Source organism: Streptomyces sp. NPDC006309 (assembly GCF_040613095.1).
GTDB lineage: Bacteria > Actinomycetota > Actinomycetes > Streptomycetales > Streptomycetaceae > Streptomyces.
The window spans coordinates 321,752-338,113 of sequence record NZ_JBEXRO010000001.1; the positions used below are offsets into that span (position 1 = coordinate 321,752).

General features: G+C 73.0%; 15 protein-coding genes. 10 read left to right on the forward strand and 5 right to left on the reverse strand.

Annotation, left to right across the window (positions count from 1 at the left end):
• Nucleotides 1-134 precede the first annotated feature (134 nt).
• Nucleotides 135-1,376 carry a GNAT family N-acetyltransferase gene (locus ABZ117_RS01455; protein ID WP_356816317.1) on the forward strand — a complete coding sequence of 414 codons (1,242 nt, stop codon included), beginning with the start codon at nt 135-137 and terminating at the stop codon, nt 1,374-1,376.
• Between the two features lie 103 nt (nt 1,377-1,479).
• Here the strand turns inward: ABZ117_RS01455 and ABZ117_RS01460 are convergent, their stop codons facing one another.
• Together ABZ117_RS01460 and ABZ117_RS01465 are read right to left on the reverse strand one after the other, a co-directional pair.
• A complete protein-coding gene (locus tag ABZ117_RS01460) occupies nt 1,480-2,289 on the reverse strand; it encodes a DNA-formamidopyrimidine glycosylase family protein (RefSeq protein WP_356816318.1) in 810 nt (269 codons plus the stop codon).
• Between the two features lie 49 nt (nt 2,290-2,338).
• Entirely contained in the window at nt 2,339-2,827 is a 489-nt protein-coding gene (locus tag ABZ117_RS01465; RefSeq protein WP_356816319.1) for a ribose-5-phosphate isomerase, read from the reverse strand.
• Nucleotides 2,828-3,041: 214 nt separating this feature from the next.
• Here ABZ117_RS01465 and ABZ117_RS01470 point away from each other — a divergent pair, with 214 nt between their 5' ends.
• The gene (locus ABZ117_RS01470) at nt 3,042-4,460 is read left to right on the forward strand and encodes an amino acid permease (RefSeq protein WP_356816320.1); all 1,419 of its coding nucleotides are present in this window, start codon (nt 3,042-3,044) and stop codon (nt 4,458-4,460) included.
• Between the two features lie 75 nt (nt 4,461-4,535).
• Here ABZ117_RS01470 and ABZ117_RS01475 read toward each other — a convergent pair whose 3' ends face one another.
• The gene (locus tag ABZ117_RS01475) at nt 4,536-5,117 is read right to left on the reverse strand and encodes a biotin transporter BioY (RefSeq protein ID WP_356816321.1); all 582 of its coding nucleotides are present in this window, start codon (nt 5,115-5,117) and stop codon (nt 4,536-4,538) included.
• Nucleotides 5,118-5,565: 448 nt separating this feature from the next.
• Here ABZ117_RS01475 and ABZ117_RS01480 point away from each other — a divergent pair, with 448 nt between their 5' ends.
• The 8 genes from ABZ117_RS01480 to ABZ117_RS01515 all read left to right on the forward strand — a co-directional run bounded on the left by ABZ117_RS01480 (nt 5,566) and on the right by ABZ117_RS01515 (nt 14,099).
• Complete coding sequence (locus tag ABZ117_RS01480; protein ID WP_356816322.1) at nt 5,566-6,765, forward strand: ROK family transcriptional regulator; 1,200 nt, start codon at nt 5,566-5,568, stop codon at nt 6,763-6,765.
• A 204-nt stretch (nt 6,766-6,969) separates the two neighbouring features.
• Complete coding sequence (locus tag ABZ117_RS01485) at nt 6,970-8,013, forward strand: ABC transporter substrate-binding protein (protein WP_356816323.1); 1,044 nt, start codon at nt 6,970-6,972, stop codon at nt 8,011-8,013.
• On the forward strand, nt 8,010-8,858 hold the full coding sequence (locus tag ABZ117_RS01490) for an ABC transporter permease (protein WP_356816324.1): 849 nt from the start codon (nt 8,010-8,012) through the stop codon (nt 8,856-8,858). The genes ABZ117_RS01485 and ABZ117_RS01490 overlap by 4 nt, the downstream gene beginning before the upstream one ends.
• The gene (locus ABZ117_RS01495) at nt 8,834-9,568 is read left to right on the forward strand and encodes an ABC transporter ATP-binding protein (protein WP_356816325.1); all 735 of its coding nucleotides are present in this window, start codon (nt 8,834-8,836) and stop codon (nt 9,566-9,568) included. Before ABZ117_RS01490 ends, ABZ117_RS01495 begins: the two co-directional genes overlap by 25 nt.
• On the forward strand, nt 9,565-10,920 hold the full coding sequence (locus ABZ117_RS01500; protein WP_356816326.1) for an LLM class flavin-dependent oxidoreductase: 1,356 nt from the start codon (nt 9,565-9,567) through the stop codon (nt 10,918-10,920). The genes ABZ117_RS01495 and ABZ117_RS01500 overlap by 4 nt, the downstream gene beginning before the upstream one ends.
• Nucleotides 10,921-10,931: 11 nt before the next feature.
• The gene (locus ABZ117_RS01505; protein WP_356816327.1) at nt 10,932-11,822 is read left to right on the forward strand and encodes a TauD/TfdA family dioxygenase; all 891 of its coding nucleotides are present in this window, start codon (nt 10,932-10,934) and stop codon (nt 11,820-11,822) included.
• Nucleotides 11,823-11,941: 119 nt separating this feature from the next.
• Nucleotides 11,942-13,327 carry an amino acid permease gene (locus tag ABZ117_RS01510; RefSeq protein WP_356816328.1) on the forward strand — a complete coding sequence of 462 codons (1,386 nt, stop codon included), beginning with the start codon at nt 11,942-11,944 and terminating at the stop codon, nt 13,325-13,327.
• 124 nt (nt 13,328-13,451) lie between these two features.
• Nucleotides 13,452-14,099 (forward strand): superoxide dismutase, encoded by a 648-nt coding sequence (locus tag ABZ117_RS01515; protein ID WP_356816329.1) that lies wholly within the window; start codon nt 13,452-13,454, stop codon nt 14,097-14,099.
• A gap of 116 nt (nt 14,100-14,215) precedes the next feature.
• On the opposite strand, the gene ABZ117_RS01520 is transcribed toward ABZ117_RS01515, so the two are convergent.
• Nucleotides 14,216-14,827 (reverse strand): histidine phosphatase family protein, encoded by a 612-nt coding sequence (locus ABZ117_RS01520; RefSeq protein ID WP_356816330.1) that lies wholly within the window; start codon nt 14,825-14,827, stop codon nt 14,216-14,218.
• Nucleotides 14,828-14,872: 45 nt separating this feature from the next.
• On the reverse strand, nt 14,873-16,294 hold the full coding sequence (locus ABZ117_RS01525) for an FGGY-family carbohydrate kinase (RefSeq protein WP_356816331.1): 1,422 nt from the start codon (nt 16,292-16,294) through the stop codon (nt 14,873-14,875).
• Between the last annotated feature and the right edge of the window lie 68 nt (nt 16,295-16,362).

Genomic DNA, 16,362 nt, shown 5'->3' on the forward strand with positions numbered 1-16,362 from the left:
CGGCCGCTTGGCACGGGAGGTCCCACTTGTCCCCCGTGCGAGGCTCCGCTTCGCCGTCCGCCGCGTACCGGGTACCGGTGTGTGCCGGGGGATATTCGCTGGCCCGTCCCCAACCGCCCTGATAGGCATGGCCCATGGGGACTGACCGCGAGACCGGGCCGAGGGTGCTGCGCGAGGACGAGTGGGACCGGTGGTACGACGCCTTGTACCGGTCCTTCGGTGCGGGGCCGGCGCCGGCCGAGGAACGGGCGCTGGACCGGTCCCTGACCGAGTTCGACCGTTCTCTAGCCGTCTGGGACGGGGACGCGGTCGTCGGCACGGCGGGGGCGTTCAGCTTCCGGATGACCGTGCCGGGCGGGGCCGCGGTGCCCACGGCCGGGGTGACGATGGTGGGCGTGGCGGCCACCCACCGCCGGCGCGGGGTGCTCACCTCGATGATGCGCCGCCAGCTGGACGACGTCCGCGCGCTGGGCGAGCCGCTCGCGGTGCTGACCGCGTCGGAGCCGGCCATCTACGGCCGTTTCGGATACGGCGCGGCGACCTTCCGGGTCGGCGCGGAGATCGACACGGGCCGGGTGACGCTGGACGTGCCGGCCGGTACCGACGCGGTGCGGCTGCGGTACGCGGAGCCGGCCGAAGTCCTGGACGCCTGCGAGGCCGTGTACGCGGCCCTGGTGCCGGGGCGGCCGGGCATGCTGGCCCGTCGGCCCGGCTGGGAGCGGGCCGGGCTGCTCGACCCGGAGAGCAGGCGCGAGGGCGGGTCGGCGCTGCGGTGCGTGGTCGCCGAACGGGACGGCAGGACCAGCGGTTACGTCCGCTTCCATACCCGCGGCGGCTGGAACGAGAGCGGTGCCGACGGCACGGTGCACCTGCGGGCCCTGGCCGCGCTCGATCCCGTGACCGAGGCCGCGCTGTGGCGTTTCCTGTTCGGCATCGACCTGATGACGACGCTGTCGGTGCGGTCTCGGCCGGTGGACGACGCCTGGCGGTACCTGGTCTCCGACACCCGCCGCTGCAAGCCGCGGCTGGGTGATGACGCCTATGTGCGGCTGGTGGACGTGGGGCCGGCCCTGTCGGCGCGCACCTATCTGGCGCCGGTGGATGTCGTGTTCGAGGTGGCGGACGCCTTCTGCCCGTGGAACGCGGGGCGTTGGCGGCTGACGGGTGACGCGAAGGGCGCGAGCTGCGAGCGGACGGCCGACGCGGCCGGTCTCGCCCTGTCCGTACGGGAGCTGGGCGCGGCCTACCTCGGCGGGGTGAGCCTGCTGTCGCTGGCGGCGGCCGGGCGGGTGCGGGAGCTGCGGGCGGGGGCGCTGGCGGAGGCGTCGGTGGCGTTCGGCTCGGCGGTGGCCCCGTGGCTGCCGCACGGCTTCTGACGGCACCGGCGCCCGTGTCCGGTGCGAGGGCGGGGCCCGGGTCGCCCCACGGCCGCCGGCGTCACCGGCGGCGCTGCCCCGGCCGGCCGCAGCGCGGCCCACGTCAGCGTCGCTGGCAGCCGGGGCACCAGAAGAGGTTGCGGGCGGCGAGGCCGGCGGTGCGGATCCGCTCACCGCAGACGTGGCAGGGCAGAGTGGCGCGCCGGTAGACGTACACCTCGCCGCCGTGGTCGTCCACGCGGGGCGGGCGGCCCATCGCCTCGGGGGTGTGCTCCGGACGGACGGTGTCGATCCGGTTGTTCCGTACCCCCTCGCGCATCAGCGCGGCCAGGTCCGCCCAGAGGGCGTCCCACTCGGCCGGGGTGATGTCCCGGCCGGCCCGGTAGGGGTCGATGCCGTGCCGGAAGAGGACCTCGGCGCGGTAGACGTTGCCGACGCCGGCGACCACCTTCTGGTCCATGAGCAGGGCGGCGATCGTCGTACGGCTGCGGGAGATCCGCCGGTACGCGGCGCCGGGGCCGGCGTCCTCGCGGAGCGGGTCGGGGCCGAGCCGGTCGTGGACGGCCCGCTTCTCGGCGTCCGTGATCAGGGCGCAGGTGGTGGGGCCGCGCAGGTCGACGTAGGCCGTGTCGTGCGCGAGCCGGAGCCGGACGGTGTCCGTGGGCGGGGGCGCGGGAGCGTCACCGAAGCCGACCTTGCCGAAGAGGCCGAGGTGGATGTGGACCCAGTCGGCGTCCCGGAAGCCCAGGAAGAGGTGCTTTCCGTGGGCCTCGGTGGCGGTCAGCCCGGTGCGGTCCAGGAGGGCGGCGGCGTCGGAGAACTTGCCCTGGGGGCTGGTGACCCGCGGGGCCGTGCCCAGGAAGCGGGCGGCGTAGTCCTGTGCCAGCCGGTGGATCGTGTGCCCCTCTGGCACGGTCGCCGTTCCTTCCCCTCCTGAGGTTCCGCCTGCTCCCGGGGAGCGTTCAGTCCTGCTGCGGGTGGTGGGCGGGGATCGGCGGGAGGTCGCCCGTGGTCTCGTACGCCGCCAGCATGTCGATGCGGCGGATGTGGCGCTCGTCGCCGGAGAACGGGGTGGCGAGGAAGACCTCGACGAACCTGGTCGCCTCCTCGGTGCTGTGCATGCGCGCGCCGACGGCCACCACGTTGGCGTCGTTGTGCTGGCGGCCGAGCGACGCCGTCTCCTCGCTCCAGGCCAGCGCGGCGCGCACGCCCTTGACCTTGTTCGCGGCGATCTGCTCGCCGTTGCCGGAGCCGCCGATCACGACACCGAGGGCGTCCGGGTCGGCCGCCGCCTTCTCCGCGGCGCGCAGGCAGAACGGCGGGTAGTCGTCCTGGGCGTCGTAGAGGTGGGGCCCGCAGTCGACGGGCTCGTGGCCGGCGGCCTTCAGCCACTCGACGAGGTGGTTCTTGAGTTCGTAGCCCGCATGGTCGGAGCCGAGGTACACGCGCATGCCACGAGTGTGACACGCCCCTTCCGGGGCAGCAGCCCCGGGTGCCGGCGTGCGAAGAGGGCCCGGAACTGTGAGGGACACCATAGAACCTCAAGGAAACCTCAGGTAACAATCCGGATTCAGAGGTTCCCGATTTGGTTGGCCTCAGATTCACTGGACCGACTCGTACACCGCTCGTACGGGCAGCTCCACCTGGCGCAAAGGAAATCCGTCCATGACCCCTGGTTCGGGCCTCCAAGCAGGACTCAAGAACCGCCACCTGACGATGATCGCGATCGGTGGCGTCATCGGAGCCGGCCTCTTCGTCGGCTCCAGTTCCGGTATCGCCACCGCGGGCCCCGGCATCCTCTTGTCCTACGCCCTCGTCGGCACGCTCGTCGTGCTGGTGATGCGCATGCTCGGCGAAATGTCCGCCGCGAATCCGACCTCCGGCTCGTTCTCCGCGCACGCCGACCGTGCGCTGGGCCGCTGGGCCGGGTTCTCCATCGGCTGGCTGTACTGGTTCTTCTGGGTCGTCGTGCTCGCCGTCGAGGCGACCGCCGGCGCGAAGATCCTCGAAGGATGGGTGCCGGCCGTCCCGCAGTGGGGCTGGGCACTCATCGTGATGACCGTGCTGACCGCGACCAACCTGGTCTCCGTCGGCTCCTACGGCGAGTTCGAGTTCTGGTTCGCCGGCATCAAGGTCGTGGCGATCGGCGCGTTCATCGTCATCGGCCTGCTCGCCGTGTTCGGCGTGCTGCCGGGCGTCCACGCCGACAAGGCATCCTTCGGCAACCTCACCTCGCACGGCGGCTTCCTGCCGCACGGCCCCGGCGCGATCCTCACCGGTGTCCTGCTGGTCGTCTTCTCCTTCATGGGCAGCGAGATCGCGACCCTGGCGGCCGGCGAGTCCGAGGACCCGCAGCGGGCGGTCACCAAGTCGACCAACAGCATCATCTGGCGGATCGGCGTCTTCTACCTCGGCTCGATCCTCATGGTGGTCACGCTGCTGCCGTGGAACGACGCGTCCATCGCGAAGGACGGCTCCTACGTCGCCGCCCTGAACTCGCTGGGCATCGCGCACGCCGGCGAGATCATGAACGTCATCGTGCTGACCTCGGTGCTGTCCTGTCTCAACTCCGGCCTGTACACGGCCTCCCGGATGGCCTTCTCGCTCGGCGAGCGCGGTGACGCCCCGAAGGCGTTCGCGCGGGTCAACAGCCGGGGCGTGCCGCTGACGGCGATCCTCGCGTCCGTGGTGTTCGGCTTCGTCGCCGTCTTCTTCAACTACCTGTCCCCGGACAAGATCTTCCTCTTCCTCGTCAACTCCTCCGGCGCGGTCGCCCTGTTCGTGTGGCTGGTCATCTGCTTCTCGCAGCTGCGGATGCGCAAGATCATCCAGCGGGAGGCGCCGGAGAAGCTCATCGTGCGGATGTGGCTGTACCCGTACCTGACCTGGGCGACGGCCACGCTGATCGTGGGTGTCCTGATCTACATGCTGTTCGACACCGAGCACGACGGCCGCGAGACCGTGCTGCTGTCGCTGCTGGTGGCGGCCGTGGTGCTGGTGATCGCCCTGGTGAAGGAGCGGCTCGCCGCGCGCCGCGCGCCCGCGGCGGCCGGTGCGCCGTCCGACAAGGTGTCCGTCGGCTGACCCCGGCAGCACGAGCGGCAGGGCCGCACCCCCGGTTCGCGCCGGGTGGTGCGGCCCTGCCGCGTTCCCGGTGCCTCAGCGCTCGCCGACGAGCTTCCAGGCGGTGGGCAGCGCGCCCATCGCCAGGGCCGCCTTGAGGGCGTCACCGAGGAGGAACGGGGTGAGACCGGCCGCGACCGCCTGGGACGCGGACAGGTGGGCGGCCAGGGCCAGGTACGGCACGCCGACGGCGTAGATGACGGCCTCGCCGAGGATCATCGTGCCCGCCGTGCGCAGCGGGGAGCGGTCGGCGCCGCGCCGGGCCAGGGCGCCGACGAGGGCGGAGGCCAGCAGCATGCCGAGGACGTAGCCGAAGGAGACCAGGCCCGTGCCGGAGGCACCGCCCGCGAACCACGGCACGCCGGCCACACCGGCGACCGCGTACAGGGCGAGGGAGAGGAAGCCGCGGCGGGCGCCGAGCGTGGTGCCGACGAGCAGCGCGGCGAAGGTCTGGCCCGTCACCGGCACCGGGGAGCCGGGCACCTGGACCGACAGCTGGGCCGCGAGGCCGGTGAGCGCGGCACCGCCGAGGACGAGGGCCGCGTCGCGGACGCGGGACGCGGGGAGCAGGTCGGCGAGGACTGCGCCGGGGCGGGCGATGGCGGTGGCGGTGCTCATGGGGACTCCGCGAGGTGGTGTGGACATGTCGGGACACCGCGACGCTATCCCAGCGTCCGCGCGCCGATCACCGTCGGCGCTCGACAAAGGGAGGAACGGCCGCTTGGTGCGCTTCGCACAAAGGAGGCCGCCGACACCTGTGCGGGCGTGATACCGGTCACTGAGGCAGGGCAGCTTCGCTCACTCGCCCGCCCGGGCCGTCGACTGTAGGGATCCACCAAAAGCCGTCGGGGTCCCCGTCTCGCCCGTCGGTCGGCGTCTGGGCAGCGCGGGGGCGTTTTGCTAGCTTCGCTCCCATGGTTGCCCAGGCCCGGTACTTCACCTCGCGTCGCTATGTCGACCTGCGACGCCAGGGCACGGCCACCTGTCGCCGTCCCGGATAGGGACGGGCCCCGGCACGCCCCTGTCCTCCGTGACGTGTCGGCCCCGTTCCCGAGGACGGTTCTCCATGCCCCGCAGTGCGGCATCCACCCTTGTCTCCCCCGTTCCGCGTGCCGCCGACAGCGACCGGCGGCGCACCAGCGCCAGCCTCGTGCTGCGCTCCGTCCTGGAGCACGGCCCGGTGGCGCGCAGCACCATCGCCCGGCTGACCGGCCTGTCACCCGCGTCGGTGACCGAGCACTGCGCCCGGCTCACCGGCCTCGGCCTGATCCGCGAGTCGGCCGCCCCCCGCCGCTCGGGCGGGGTCGGCCGGCCGCACGTCCCCGTCGACCTGGACGACGCCCGCTTCCTGGTCGCCGGGGTGCACGTGGCCGTGCCGTACACCACGGTCGCCCTGCTCGATCTGCGCGGCCGGGTGGTGGCCCGGCGGGAGCTGAGGCACGAACGCACCGATCCCGGCCGGGTGCTGGCGCGGGCCGCCGAGGGACTCGGGGCGCTGCTCGCCGGCGTGCCGGACCGGCGCCCGCTGGCGGTCGGGGTGGCGGTGGGCGGCTGGGTGGACCGGGAGACGGGCACCGTGGTCGAGCACGAGCTGCTGGGCTGGCGGGACGTGCCGGTGCGGGAGCTGCTCGGCGCCCGCACGGGTCTGCCGGTCCACGTGGACGGGCACGCGCGGGCGCTGGTGAACGGGGAGCGGCTGTTCGGGCGGGCCCGGGGCAGCCGCAGCGTGCTGCACCTGTTCGTGGGCAACGTGGTGGACGCGGCCTTCGCCACCAACGACGAGGTGCACCACGGGCCGCGTTCGGCGGCCGGGGCGATCGGCCATCTGCCGGTGCCGGGCGGCACCGAGCCGTGCGCGTGCGGCGGTACCGGCTGCCTCCAGGCCGAGCTGAGCGAGCGGACGCTGTGCCGGCGGGCGCGGGCGGCCGGGGTGACCGACTCGGCCAATCCCATGCACGTGGTGGCCGCGGCGACGGCCGGGAACGCGGTGGCCCGGCGGCTGCTGGTGGAGCGGTCGCGGATGACCGGGCGGGCGGCCGGGCTGCTGCTGGACGTGCTGAACCCGGAGACGGTCGTGGTGACCGAGGTCGGGGTGACGCACGTCGAGGGCTGCCTCGGCGCGTTGCGGGAGGCGGTGGGCACCACCCGTTCGGCGCACGTCCTGCCGACGAGTTTCCCGGACCACGTACTGGCGACGGCGGGCGGTTCGGTGGCCCTGGACACTTTGTTCCGGGATCCGCTGGGCGCGTCACCTGAGGCTATTTAATTCAGAAACTCGGAATGTTGACAGGGGCCGTCCATGACCGGGAACATCCTGGTCATGGACACGCATACGAGCTGTCGCACCTTCTGTTGCTGACACATTGCCGCGCATGAAGCGCGTGTTTCCGTTGCGTGTTTTTCCTTCTTCCGGCCTGCCCGCCCGGAATTCTTTCTGCCTTTTCTTTTCCCCCTCCCAGGGAGTGCTCCCATGCACCGTCGTGTCTTTCTCACCTCCCTGCTCGGCGCGTCCGCCGCCGTGGCGGGTCTCAGCGGCTGCGCCGACGGCGAGGCCACCGCCGCCACCCGGGGCGCGGCCACGAAGCCGCTCGCCGGCAAGGTTCCGGCCGGCACCAGTCTGAAGATCGCCTCGTACCAGAACGTGCAGCAGTTGCAGTTCCGGCTGGCGAAGCTGCCCCGGCTGCCGTTCACGGTGTCGAGCTGGGCGAACATCGGGGCGGGCCCGGATGTCATCAACGCCTTCCGCGCCAGGTCCCTGGACGTCGCCAACAACGCGGGCATCCCGCCGATCCAGGCGCACTACCAGGGCTTCGACGCCAAGATCGTCGCGATCGACGTCACCCGCAGGCCCAACTACCTCTTCGCCACCAAGCCGGGCAGCGACATCCGCACGGTCGCGGGCTTCCGGGGCAAGCGGCTCGCCTTCTCCCAGGGGCAGGCCCAGGGCGTCGTCCTGCTGCGGGCGCTGAAGCAGGCGGGCCTGAAGTACGACGACGTGACACTGGTCCCGCTGACCAGCAACCAGTTCCTGACCGCCCTCCAGTCCGGCCAGGTCGACATCGCCCCGCTCGCCAACAACCAGGCCCCGGCGTACCTGAAGCAGTACGGGGGCAAGGGCGCCCACGCCATCAAGACCGACGTCGTCGACCTGCTCAACCTGCTGTGGGCCCCGCAGTCCGTGCTGGACGACCCGGCGAAGGCCGCCGCGATCGCCGCCTACATCCCCGAGTGGGCCAGGGGCCAGGTGTGGCAGTACGAGCACCCGGACGTGTGGAACGAGGAGTTCTTCGTCAAGACGCAGAACCTCAGCCTCGACCAGGCCAGGTCCATCACCGCCCTCGCCAACAAGCCGCTCTTCCCGCCCAGCTGGGACGAGGCCGTCAAGTGGGAGCAGGAGACCGCCGACCTGCTCGCCGAGGGCGGCTTCGTGAAGAAGTTCGACGTGTCCTCCCTCTTCGACCACCGCTTCGAGTCCATCGCCGCCAAGGCCGTACCCGAGGAGTACCGGAGGTGACCACCGTGACCACGACGACGACCGCGCCGCCGGCGGCAGCGGCCGGGGAACTCCCCCAGGTCCGCAGGCGCCGCCGCCTCTCCCCCGGCCGCCGGCTGCCCGCCGCCCGGCTGACCGGACCGCTGGTGGTGCTCGCCCTGTGGGCCGGCGCCTCGGCCGCCGGGCAGCTCGACCCGGGCGCGATCCCCGCGCCCTGGACCGTCCTGCGGACCGCCGGCCACCTGTGGACCGACGGCACGCTGCCCACCGATGTGCTGACCTCCCTGGAACGGGCCGGCTACGGCTTCGCGATCGGACTGACCGCCGGGGTGCTGCTCGCCCTCGCCGCCGGCCTGAGCCGGACCGGGGAGGCGCTGATCGACGGCACGGTGCAGCTCAACCGGGCGATACCCACCCTCGGGCTGATCCCGCTGTTCATCCTCTGGCTGGGCATCGGGGAGACGTTCAAGATCGCCATCATCGCGATCGTCGTCTACGTCCCGATCTACCTGAACACGCACGCCGCGCTGTCCGGCATCGACAGCCGCTTCGTCGAACTCGCCGAGGTGCAGGGCCTGTCACGGCTCGCCTTCGTCCGCCAGGTGGTCGTCCCCGGCGCGCTGCCCGGATTCTTCGTGGGACTCCGGCTCGGGGTGACCGGCTCCTGGCTGGGTCTGGTGGTGCTGGAGCAGATCAACGCCACCAGCGGGCTCGGCTACCTGATGTTCCAGGCGCAGAACTACGGCCGGACCGACGTCATCCTGGTCGGCCTGCTCATCTACGGCGTCTTCGGCCTCGTCTCCGACAGCGTGGTCCGTCTGATCGAACGGAGGGTGCTGTCGTGGCGCCGCACACTGAGCAACTGACCCGGCCCGCCGTCCGGCTGAGGGGCCTGACCCGGTCGTTCGAGGGCCGTACCGTCCTGGACGGCATCGACCTCGACCTGCCCGCCGGCCAGTTCACCGCCCTGCTCGGGCACAGCGGCTCCGGCAAGTCCACCCTGCTGCGGGCGGTGGCCGGCCTGGACCACGGGGTGGCCGGCAGCGGCCGGCTCACCGCGCCGGAGAGGGTCTCGGTGGTGTTCCAGGACTCCCGGCTGCTGCCCTGGCGCCGGGTGCTGGACAACGTCCTGCTCGGCCTGGACGGCAAGGACGCCGAAGAACGCGGCCGGGCGGCGCTGGCGGAGGTCGGGCTGAAGGGCCGCGAGCGGGCCTGGCCGGGCCAGCTGTCCGGCGGCGAGGCCCAGCGCGCCGCACTCGCCCGCTCCCTGGTCCGCGAGCCCGAACTACTGCTCGCCGACGAGCCCTTCGGCGCGCTGGACGCGCTGACCCGGATCCGGATGCACCACCTGCTGCGCGAGCTGTGGAAGCGCCACCGGCCCTCCGTACTGCTCGTCACCCACGACGTCGACGAGGCGATCGTGCTCGCCGACCGGGTCCTCGTCCTGGACGAGGGCCGGATCGGCCTCGACCTGACCATCGACCGTCCCCACCCGCGCTCCTACCGGGAGCCGGTGCTGGGCGAGTACCGCGAGCGGCTGCTGGCCGCCCTCGGTGTCACGGAGGACCACCGGTGACCACCCGACAGCTCCACCTGAACGCGTTCCTGATGGACACCGGCCACCACGAGGCGTCGTGGCGGCTGCCGGAGAGCGACCCGTACGCCCACGTCGACCTCGCCCACTACGTCAGGCTGGCGCGGACCGCCGAACGCGGCACCTTCGACTCCCTCTTCCTCGCCGACGGCCCCCAGCTGTGGAGCAACCTCGCCCAGCGGCCGGCCGGCGCCCTGGAACCGCTCACCCTGCTGACCGCGCTGGCGACGGCCACCGAGCACATCGGGCTGATCGCCACCGCCTCCACCTCCTACAACTCGCCCTACAACCTGGCCCGCAAGTTCGCCTCGCTGGACATCATCAGCGGCGGCCGGGCCGGCTGGAACATCGTCACCACCGCCGGCGCGGAGGCCGCCCGCAACTTCGGGCTGGAGCACGAGCCCGCGCACGCCGAGCGGTACGCCCGAGCCGCCGAGTTCCTCGACGTGGCCCTGAAACTCTGGGACAGCTGGGAGGACGACGCGGTCGTCGCCGACAAGGCGGCCGGTGTCTGGGGCGACGACAGCAGGATCCACCCGCCCCGGCACCGGGGGACGTACTTCAGCGTCGCCGGCGCCCTCAACGTCCCGCGCACCCCGCAGGGCTATCCGCTGCTGGTCCAGGCCGGCTCCTCGGAGGACGGCAAGGCGTTCGCCGCCCGGTACGCGGAGACCGTGTTCACCGCGCAGCAGACCCTCGCCGACGCGCAGGCCTTCTACCGCGACCTCAAGGCGCGCACCGAGCGGGCCGGGCGCGACCCGCGGCACGTCAAGGTGCTGCCCGGGATCGTCCCCGTCCTCGGGTCCACGCAGGCCGAGGCGCGGGCGAACGAGCAGGTCCTCGAGAACCACATCGTGTACGACCACGGGGTGGCCCGGCTGGAGAGCCTGCTCCAGCTGGAGCCCGGCACGCTGGAGCTGGACGCCCGGCTGCCCGCCGACCTGCCGCCCGAGTCGGCCGTCGAGGGCGCCAAGAGCCGGTACACGCTCGTCGTGGAGCTGGCCCGGCGCGACAGGCTGACCGTCCGGCAGCTGATCGGCCGGCTCGGCGGCGGGCGCGGGCACCTCACCTTCGCCGGGACGCCCGAACAGGTCGCCGACCAGATCGGGACCTGGTTCACCGAGGGCGCCGCCGACGGCTTCAACATCATGCCGGCCGTGCTGCCCTCCGGCCTGGAGGCGTTCGTCGAGCACGTCGTGCCGATCCTGCGCGCCCGGGGCCTGCTGCGCACCGCGTACGGCCCCCGGCAGACCCTGCGGGAGCGCTACGGCCTGCCCCGCCCCGCCAACCAGTACGTGACCGCCGCTTCCTCCCCCGCCCCCGCGCTCGTCTGAAAGGACCCGTCATGTCCCTGGAGATCACCAAGGTCACCGCGCGCATCGGCGCCCGGGTCACCGGCGTCGACATCACCCGGCCGCTCGCCCGGGAGCAGGTCGCCGCGCTCCGCGAGGCCCTCAACGCCCACAAGGCGCTGGTCTTCGACGCCGGAGACCTGGACGACGAGGGCCAGCAGGCCTTCGCCCGCCACTTCGGCGACCTGACCACCGCGCACCCGACGGTCGGTGCCGTCGACGGCGCCCCGAACGTGCTGCCCGTGGACAGCGAGCGGGGCCGGGCCAACCACTGGCACACCGACGTGACGTTCGTGCTGAACCCGCCGCAGGCCAGCACCCTGCGCTCGATCACCGTCCCGCCGTACGGCGGCGAGACCCTGATCGCGAACGCGGCGGCCGCCTACCGGGACCTGCCCGAGCCGCTGCGCCGCTTCGCCGACACCCTGTGGGCCGAGCACACCAACGACTACGACTACGTGGTGCCGGAGGAGGAGATCGACGAGGAGCGGGCCGCCCAGCGCGCCCGGTTCACCTCCATCACGTACCGCACCGTCCACCCGGTGGTCCGCGTCCATCGGCTGACCGGCGAGCGCGGGCTGTTCGTCGGCGGGTTCGCGCAGCGGATCGTGGGTCTGTCGGCCGGCGAGTCCCGCAAGATCCTGGAGCTGTTCCAGTCGTACGTCACCCGCCCGGAGAACGTGCTGCGCTGGCGCTGGTCGGAGCGGCAGCTGGTCCTCTTCGACAACCGCATCACCCAGCACTACGCCATCGACAACTACGACGGGCAGCCGCGCCGGCTGCACCGGGTGACCGTCGCCGGCGACATCCCGGCCGGCATCGAGGGCAAGGAGAGCTACTCGATCGAGGGCGACGCCTCGCACTACACGCCCGTGGCGGCGTGACGGTCCCTGCACGCTGCGTGCGGCGGATGTCCGGATAGTGGGCGGCCCCTTCGCGCAAGCGGACGGGCCGCCCAGACTGGCGGGGTTTTTGTCCTTCCTTGACCGGGAGAGCCGCGCCCATGCCCAGCAGCACGACCACGAAGACGCCGCCGGACCAGCAGACGGACGGCTCCCTCTCCCACGGCCTCAAACAGCGCCATCTGTCGATGATCGCCCTCGGCGGGGTCATCGGCGCGGGCCTGTTCGTCGGTTCCGGGGCGGGGATCGCCGCGGCCGGCCCGTCCATCGTGATCGCCTACGCCCTCTCCGGCCTCCTGGTGATGCTGGTGATGCGGATGCTGGGCGAGATGTCGGCCGTGTACCCGTCCTCGGGTTCCTTCTCGGCGCACGCCGAGCGGGCGATCGGCCCGTGGGCGGGCTTCGCGGCGGGCTGGTCGTTCTGGGTGCTGCTGTGCACGGCCGTCGGCCTGGAGGGCATCGGCGCCGCGCACATCGTGCAGGGCTGGCTGCCGGGCACCCCGCAGTGGGCCTGGGTCGCGCTGTTCATGGTGGTGTTCTGCGGGGCGAACCTGGCCGCCGTGAAGAACTTCGGCGAGTTCGAGTTCTGGTTCGCGGCGCTGAAGGTCGGCGCGATCAGCCTGTTCCTGATCCTGGGCGTGCTGGCCATCGCGGGCGTGCTGCCGGGCACGGACTCCCCCGGCGCCTCGCATCTGTCCGACTTCCTGCCCCACGGCAACGAGGGCCTGCTGGTCGGACTGCTCGCCTCGGTGTTCGCGTACGGCGGCCTGGAGACGGTCACCATCGCGGCGGCGGAGTCGGAGGACCCGGTGCGGGGCGTGGCGTCCGCCGTGCGCACGGCGATGTGGCGCATCGCCCTGTTCTACATCGGCTCCATGGCGGTCGTGGTCACGCTCGTCCCGTGGGACTCCAAGGAGGTCGTGGAGAAGGGCCCGTACGTGGCCACCCTGGACCACCTGGGCATCCCCGGCGCGGGCCAGCTGATGAACGTGGTCGTCCTGGTCGCCCTGCTGTCCGCGATGAACGCCAACATCTACGGCTCCTCGCGCATCGCCTACTCGCTGGTCGGGCGGGGCCAGGGCCCGAAGGCACTGGCGCGGCTCTCCGGCGGGGTCCCCCGGATCGCGGTGCTCACCTCCTGCGTCCTCGGTTTCGTCTGCGTGATGCTGAACTACTGGCGTCCGGACGACATCTTCCGCTGGCTGCTGAACATGATCGGCGCGGTCATCCTGGTGGTCTGGATCTTCATCGCGGTCTCGCAGCTGCTGCTGCGCCGCCGGATCGAGCGGGAGGCGCCGGACAAGCTCGTCGTGCGCATGTGGGCGTTCCCGTGGCTGACCTGGGCCGCGCTGGCCGGCATGGCCGCGATCTTCGTGCTGATGGCCCGGGAGCCGGACACCCGGGTGCAGCTGTACTCGACGGGCGCGATGACGCTCGTCCTGGCTGCGGCGGGTTATGTGTGGCAGCGGGTGCGCGCCCGCCGCTGATCCGGCCCCCGCGCGCGACAGGCCCCCACGGACGACACGTGGGGGCCTTTGTGTTGCCCGGGCGTTCTTGTTGCTAGCGTGTACCTGCAAGCGACTTGCAATAAGGTTCCGGAGGGGATCACCCATGCCCGTCTACACGCTGCCCGAGCTGCCCTACGACTACTCCGCGCTGGCCCCCGTGATCAGCCCCGAGATCATCGAGCTGCACCACGACAAGCACCACGCGGCCTATGTGAAGGGCGCCAACGACACCCTGGAGCAGCTCGCCGAGGCACGGGAGAAGGAGGCGTGGGGCTCGGTCAACGGCCTGGAGAAGAACCTGGCCTTCCATCTGTCCGGGCACATCCTGCACTCGGTCTACTGGCAGAACATGACCGGCCCGAAGGACGGCGGCGGCGAGCCGCTGGCCGCCGACGGCGTGGGCGAACTGGCCGACGCGATCAAGGAGTCGTTCGGTTCGTTCGCCGCGTTCCGGACGCAGCTGTCCAAGGCCGCGGCCACCACCCAGGGTTCGGGCTGGGGCGTGCTCGCCCACGAGCCGCTGAGCGGACGCCTGATCGTGGAGCAGGTCTACGACCACCAGGGCAACGTCGGCCAGGGCGCCGTCCCGATCCTGGTCTTCGACGCCTGGGAGCACGCCTTCTACCTCCAGTACAAGAACCAGAAGGTCGACTTCATCGAGGCCATGTGGCAGGTCGTGAACTGGCAGGACGTCGCACGCCGTTACGAGGCCGCCAGGTCCCGCGCGGACGTGCTGCTGCTCGCGCCCTGACCGGCCGCCGATCGTCCTGCCTCGTGATCGTCTTCTCACCCTTCACGGCGGCAGGCGGATGAAGGGAGGGCCCCCGCGAGGACGTGACTCGCGGGGGCCCTCCTGTGCGTCGCGCGTCAGTCACAGGGCACGTTCAGCGACAGCAGCGCGGTCCGGTCGCCGTCGACGCGGATCTCGGACACCGCCGCGTTGCGCAGCCGCGGGAACACCCCGCGGTACTCGGCCAGGGGGATGCCCAGCAAGGAGCACAGGACGAGCCGCAGCAGGGTGTTGTGGGCGACCACCAGGACCCGCCCGCCGGGGTGGGCGGCGGCGATGCGGCGCAGGGCGGCGGTGCCGCGCCCGGCCGCCGCGCGGGGGTCCTCGGCGCCGGGGAACGGGTGCGCCACCGGGTCCCGCCGGAACGCCTCCGCCGCCCGCGGGTCCTCGGCCGCGAACTCCGCGAGCGTACGGCCCTCCACCACACCGAAGTCGCATTCCCGCAGGTCCGGTTCGCGGTGCGGGGTGACGCCCAGGGCCCGGCAGGCGGGCCCGGCGGTGGCGGTCGCCCGGGACAGGGGCGAGGTCCACACGGCGTCCACCGGATGCGCGGCGGCCCACCGCCCCAGCGCCTCGGCCTGGGCGCGCCCGGTGTCGGTGAGGGCCACGTCGCTGACCCCGGCGTACCGGTTTTCGGCGTGCCAGACGGTCTCGCCGTGACGGGACAGGAGGAGCGTGGTGGGGGTCATGGCCGCCAGTATCGCGGTCACCCCCGCCGGCGCGCCGCCCCCTCGCTACATCCGGGCCCGCGCGTGGCCGGCCACCGCTCCCGGCAGCCAGCCCCGGGCCTCCAGCTCCGCCACCAGCCGCGCGTACGGCTCGGTGAAGCGCTCCGTGCGGCCGGGCCGCGGCTCGACCGTCGTACCCTCCCGCACCATGCCCTCCGCCACCTCGGCGAGCGTCGGCGCCGCCCCCGTGCCGTACGCGGCCAGCGCCGCCATGCCCAGCGCCGGTTCGGTGCGGGCCGGCACCCGCACCGGGCGGCCCAGGACGTCGGCGCGCAGCTGGGTCCAGTAGGCGCTGCGGGCACCGCCGCCGGTCAGGGCGAGGGTGCCGTCCAGGGGGGCGCCCAGGTGGTGGAGGTAGTCCAGGCAGAGGCGCTCGGTGAAGGCGACGCCCTGGAGGAGGGCCGCCCACAGGTCGGCGTCCGACTCCGGGTCGCCGAGCAGCAGCGAGGTGGCGTGCGGGGCGTGGAAGGGGAAGCGTTCGCCGGGCGAGACGAGGGGATAGGCCACGGCGTTCGAGGGTTCGAAGGCGGCGGCGCGGGCGTCCAGGGCGGCCGGGTCGGCGCCCGGGAAACGGGCGGTGAGGACGCCCGCGCCGACGCTGGAGGCGCCGCCGGGCAGCCAGGTGCCGTCCGGGCCGCGATGGTTGTAGACCACGCCGGCCGGGTCGGCCACGGGCTCGGTGGCCGCGCCCTTGAGCACGAGTGTCGTGCCCAGCACCGAGTTCCAGGCGCCCGGGCGCAGCGCCCCGGCGGCGATCTGCGCGGCGCAGCCGTCGGTCATGCCCGCGATGACCGGCGTGCCGGCGGGGATGCCGGTGGCGTCGGCGGCGGCCGGGCCGACCTCGCCCAGCCGGGTGCCGGGCCGCACGACGGGCGGGAGGGCGCCCGGAGGCAGGCCTGTGAGCTCCGGCCAGGCGTCGCGCCGCAGGTCGTAGGCGGTTTTCAGGGCGTGACTGGAGTCGCTGGGCACCGGGTGCCCGACCAGCCGGGCGGTGATCACGTCCGGCTGGTGCGCGACCCGGCCGGGACCGTGCCGGGCGGCCAGCCAGCGGGCCTTGGGCAGCGCCCAGGTGTCCTGGACCGCGAGCCCCGCCGACCGCAGTCGCGCGCCCTCGGCCGCGGCCCGCCGGTCGTCGTACATCAGCGCGGGCCCCAGCGGGCGGCCCGCGTCGTCCGTGAGCAGCACGGTCCCGGAGGTGCCGCACACCGCGACCCCGGCCACCGGCGTCCGCACCCCGTCGAGCGCCGCCCGGGCGGCCGTGCGGACCGCCTCCCACCACTCCCCGGGGTCCTGCTCGTGCCGTGCCCCCTCGCGGCGGCCCCGCACGAGCGGCGCCGATCCGGTGCCGAGCACCCGGCCGTCGGCGGTCACGAGCAGGGCCCGTACGCCCTGGGTGCCGAGGTCGATCCCGAGCCACGCCGACGCCATGCCCGCCTCCCGCACTTAGCGACCACCCGTGTGAACTTCCCATGCTCCCCCGAGATTTCCCCCTTGTT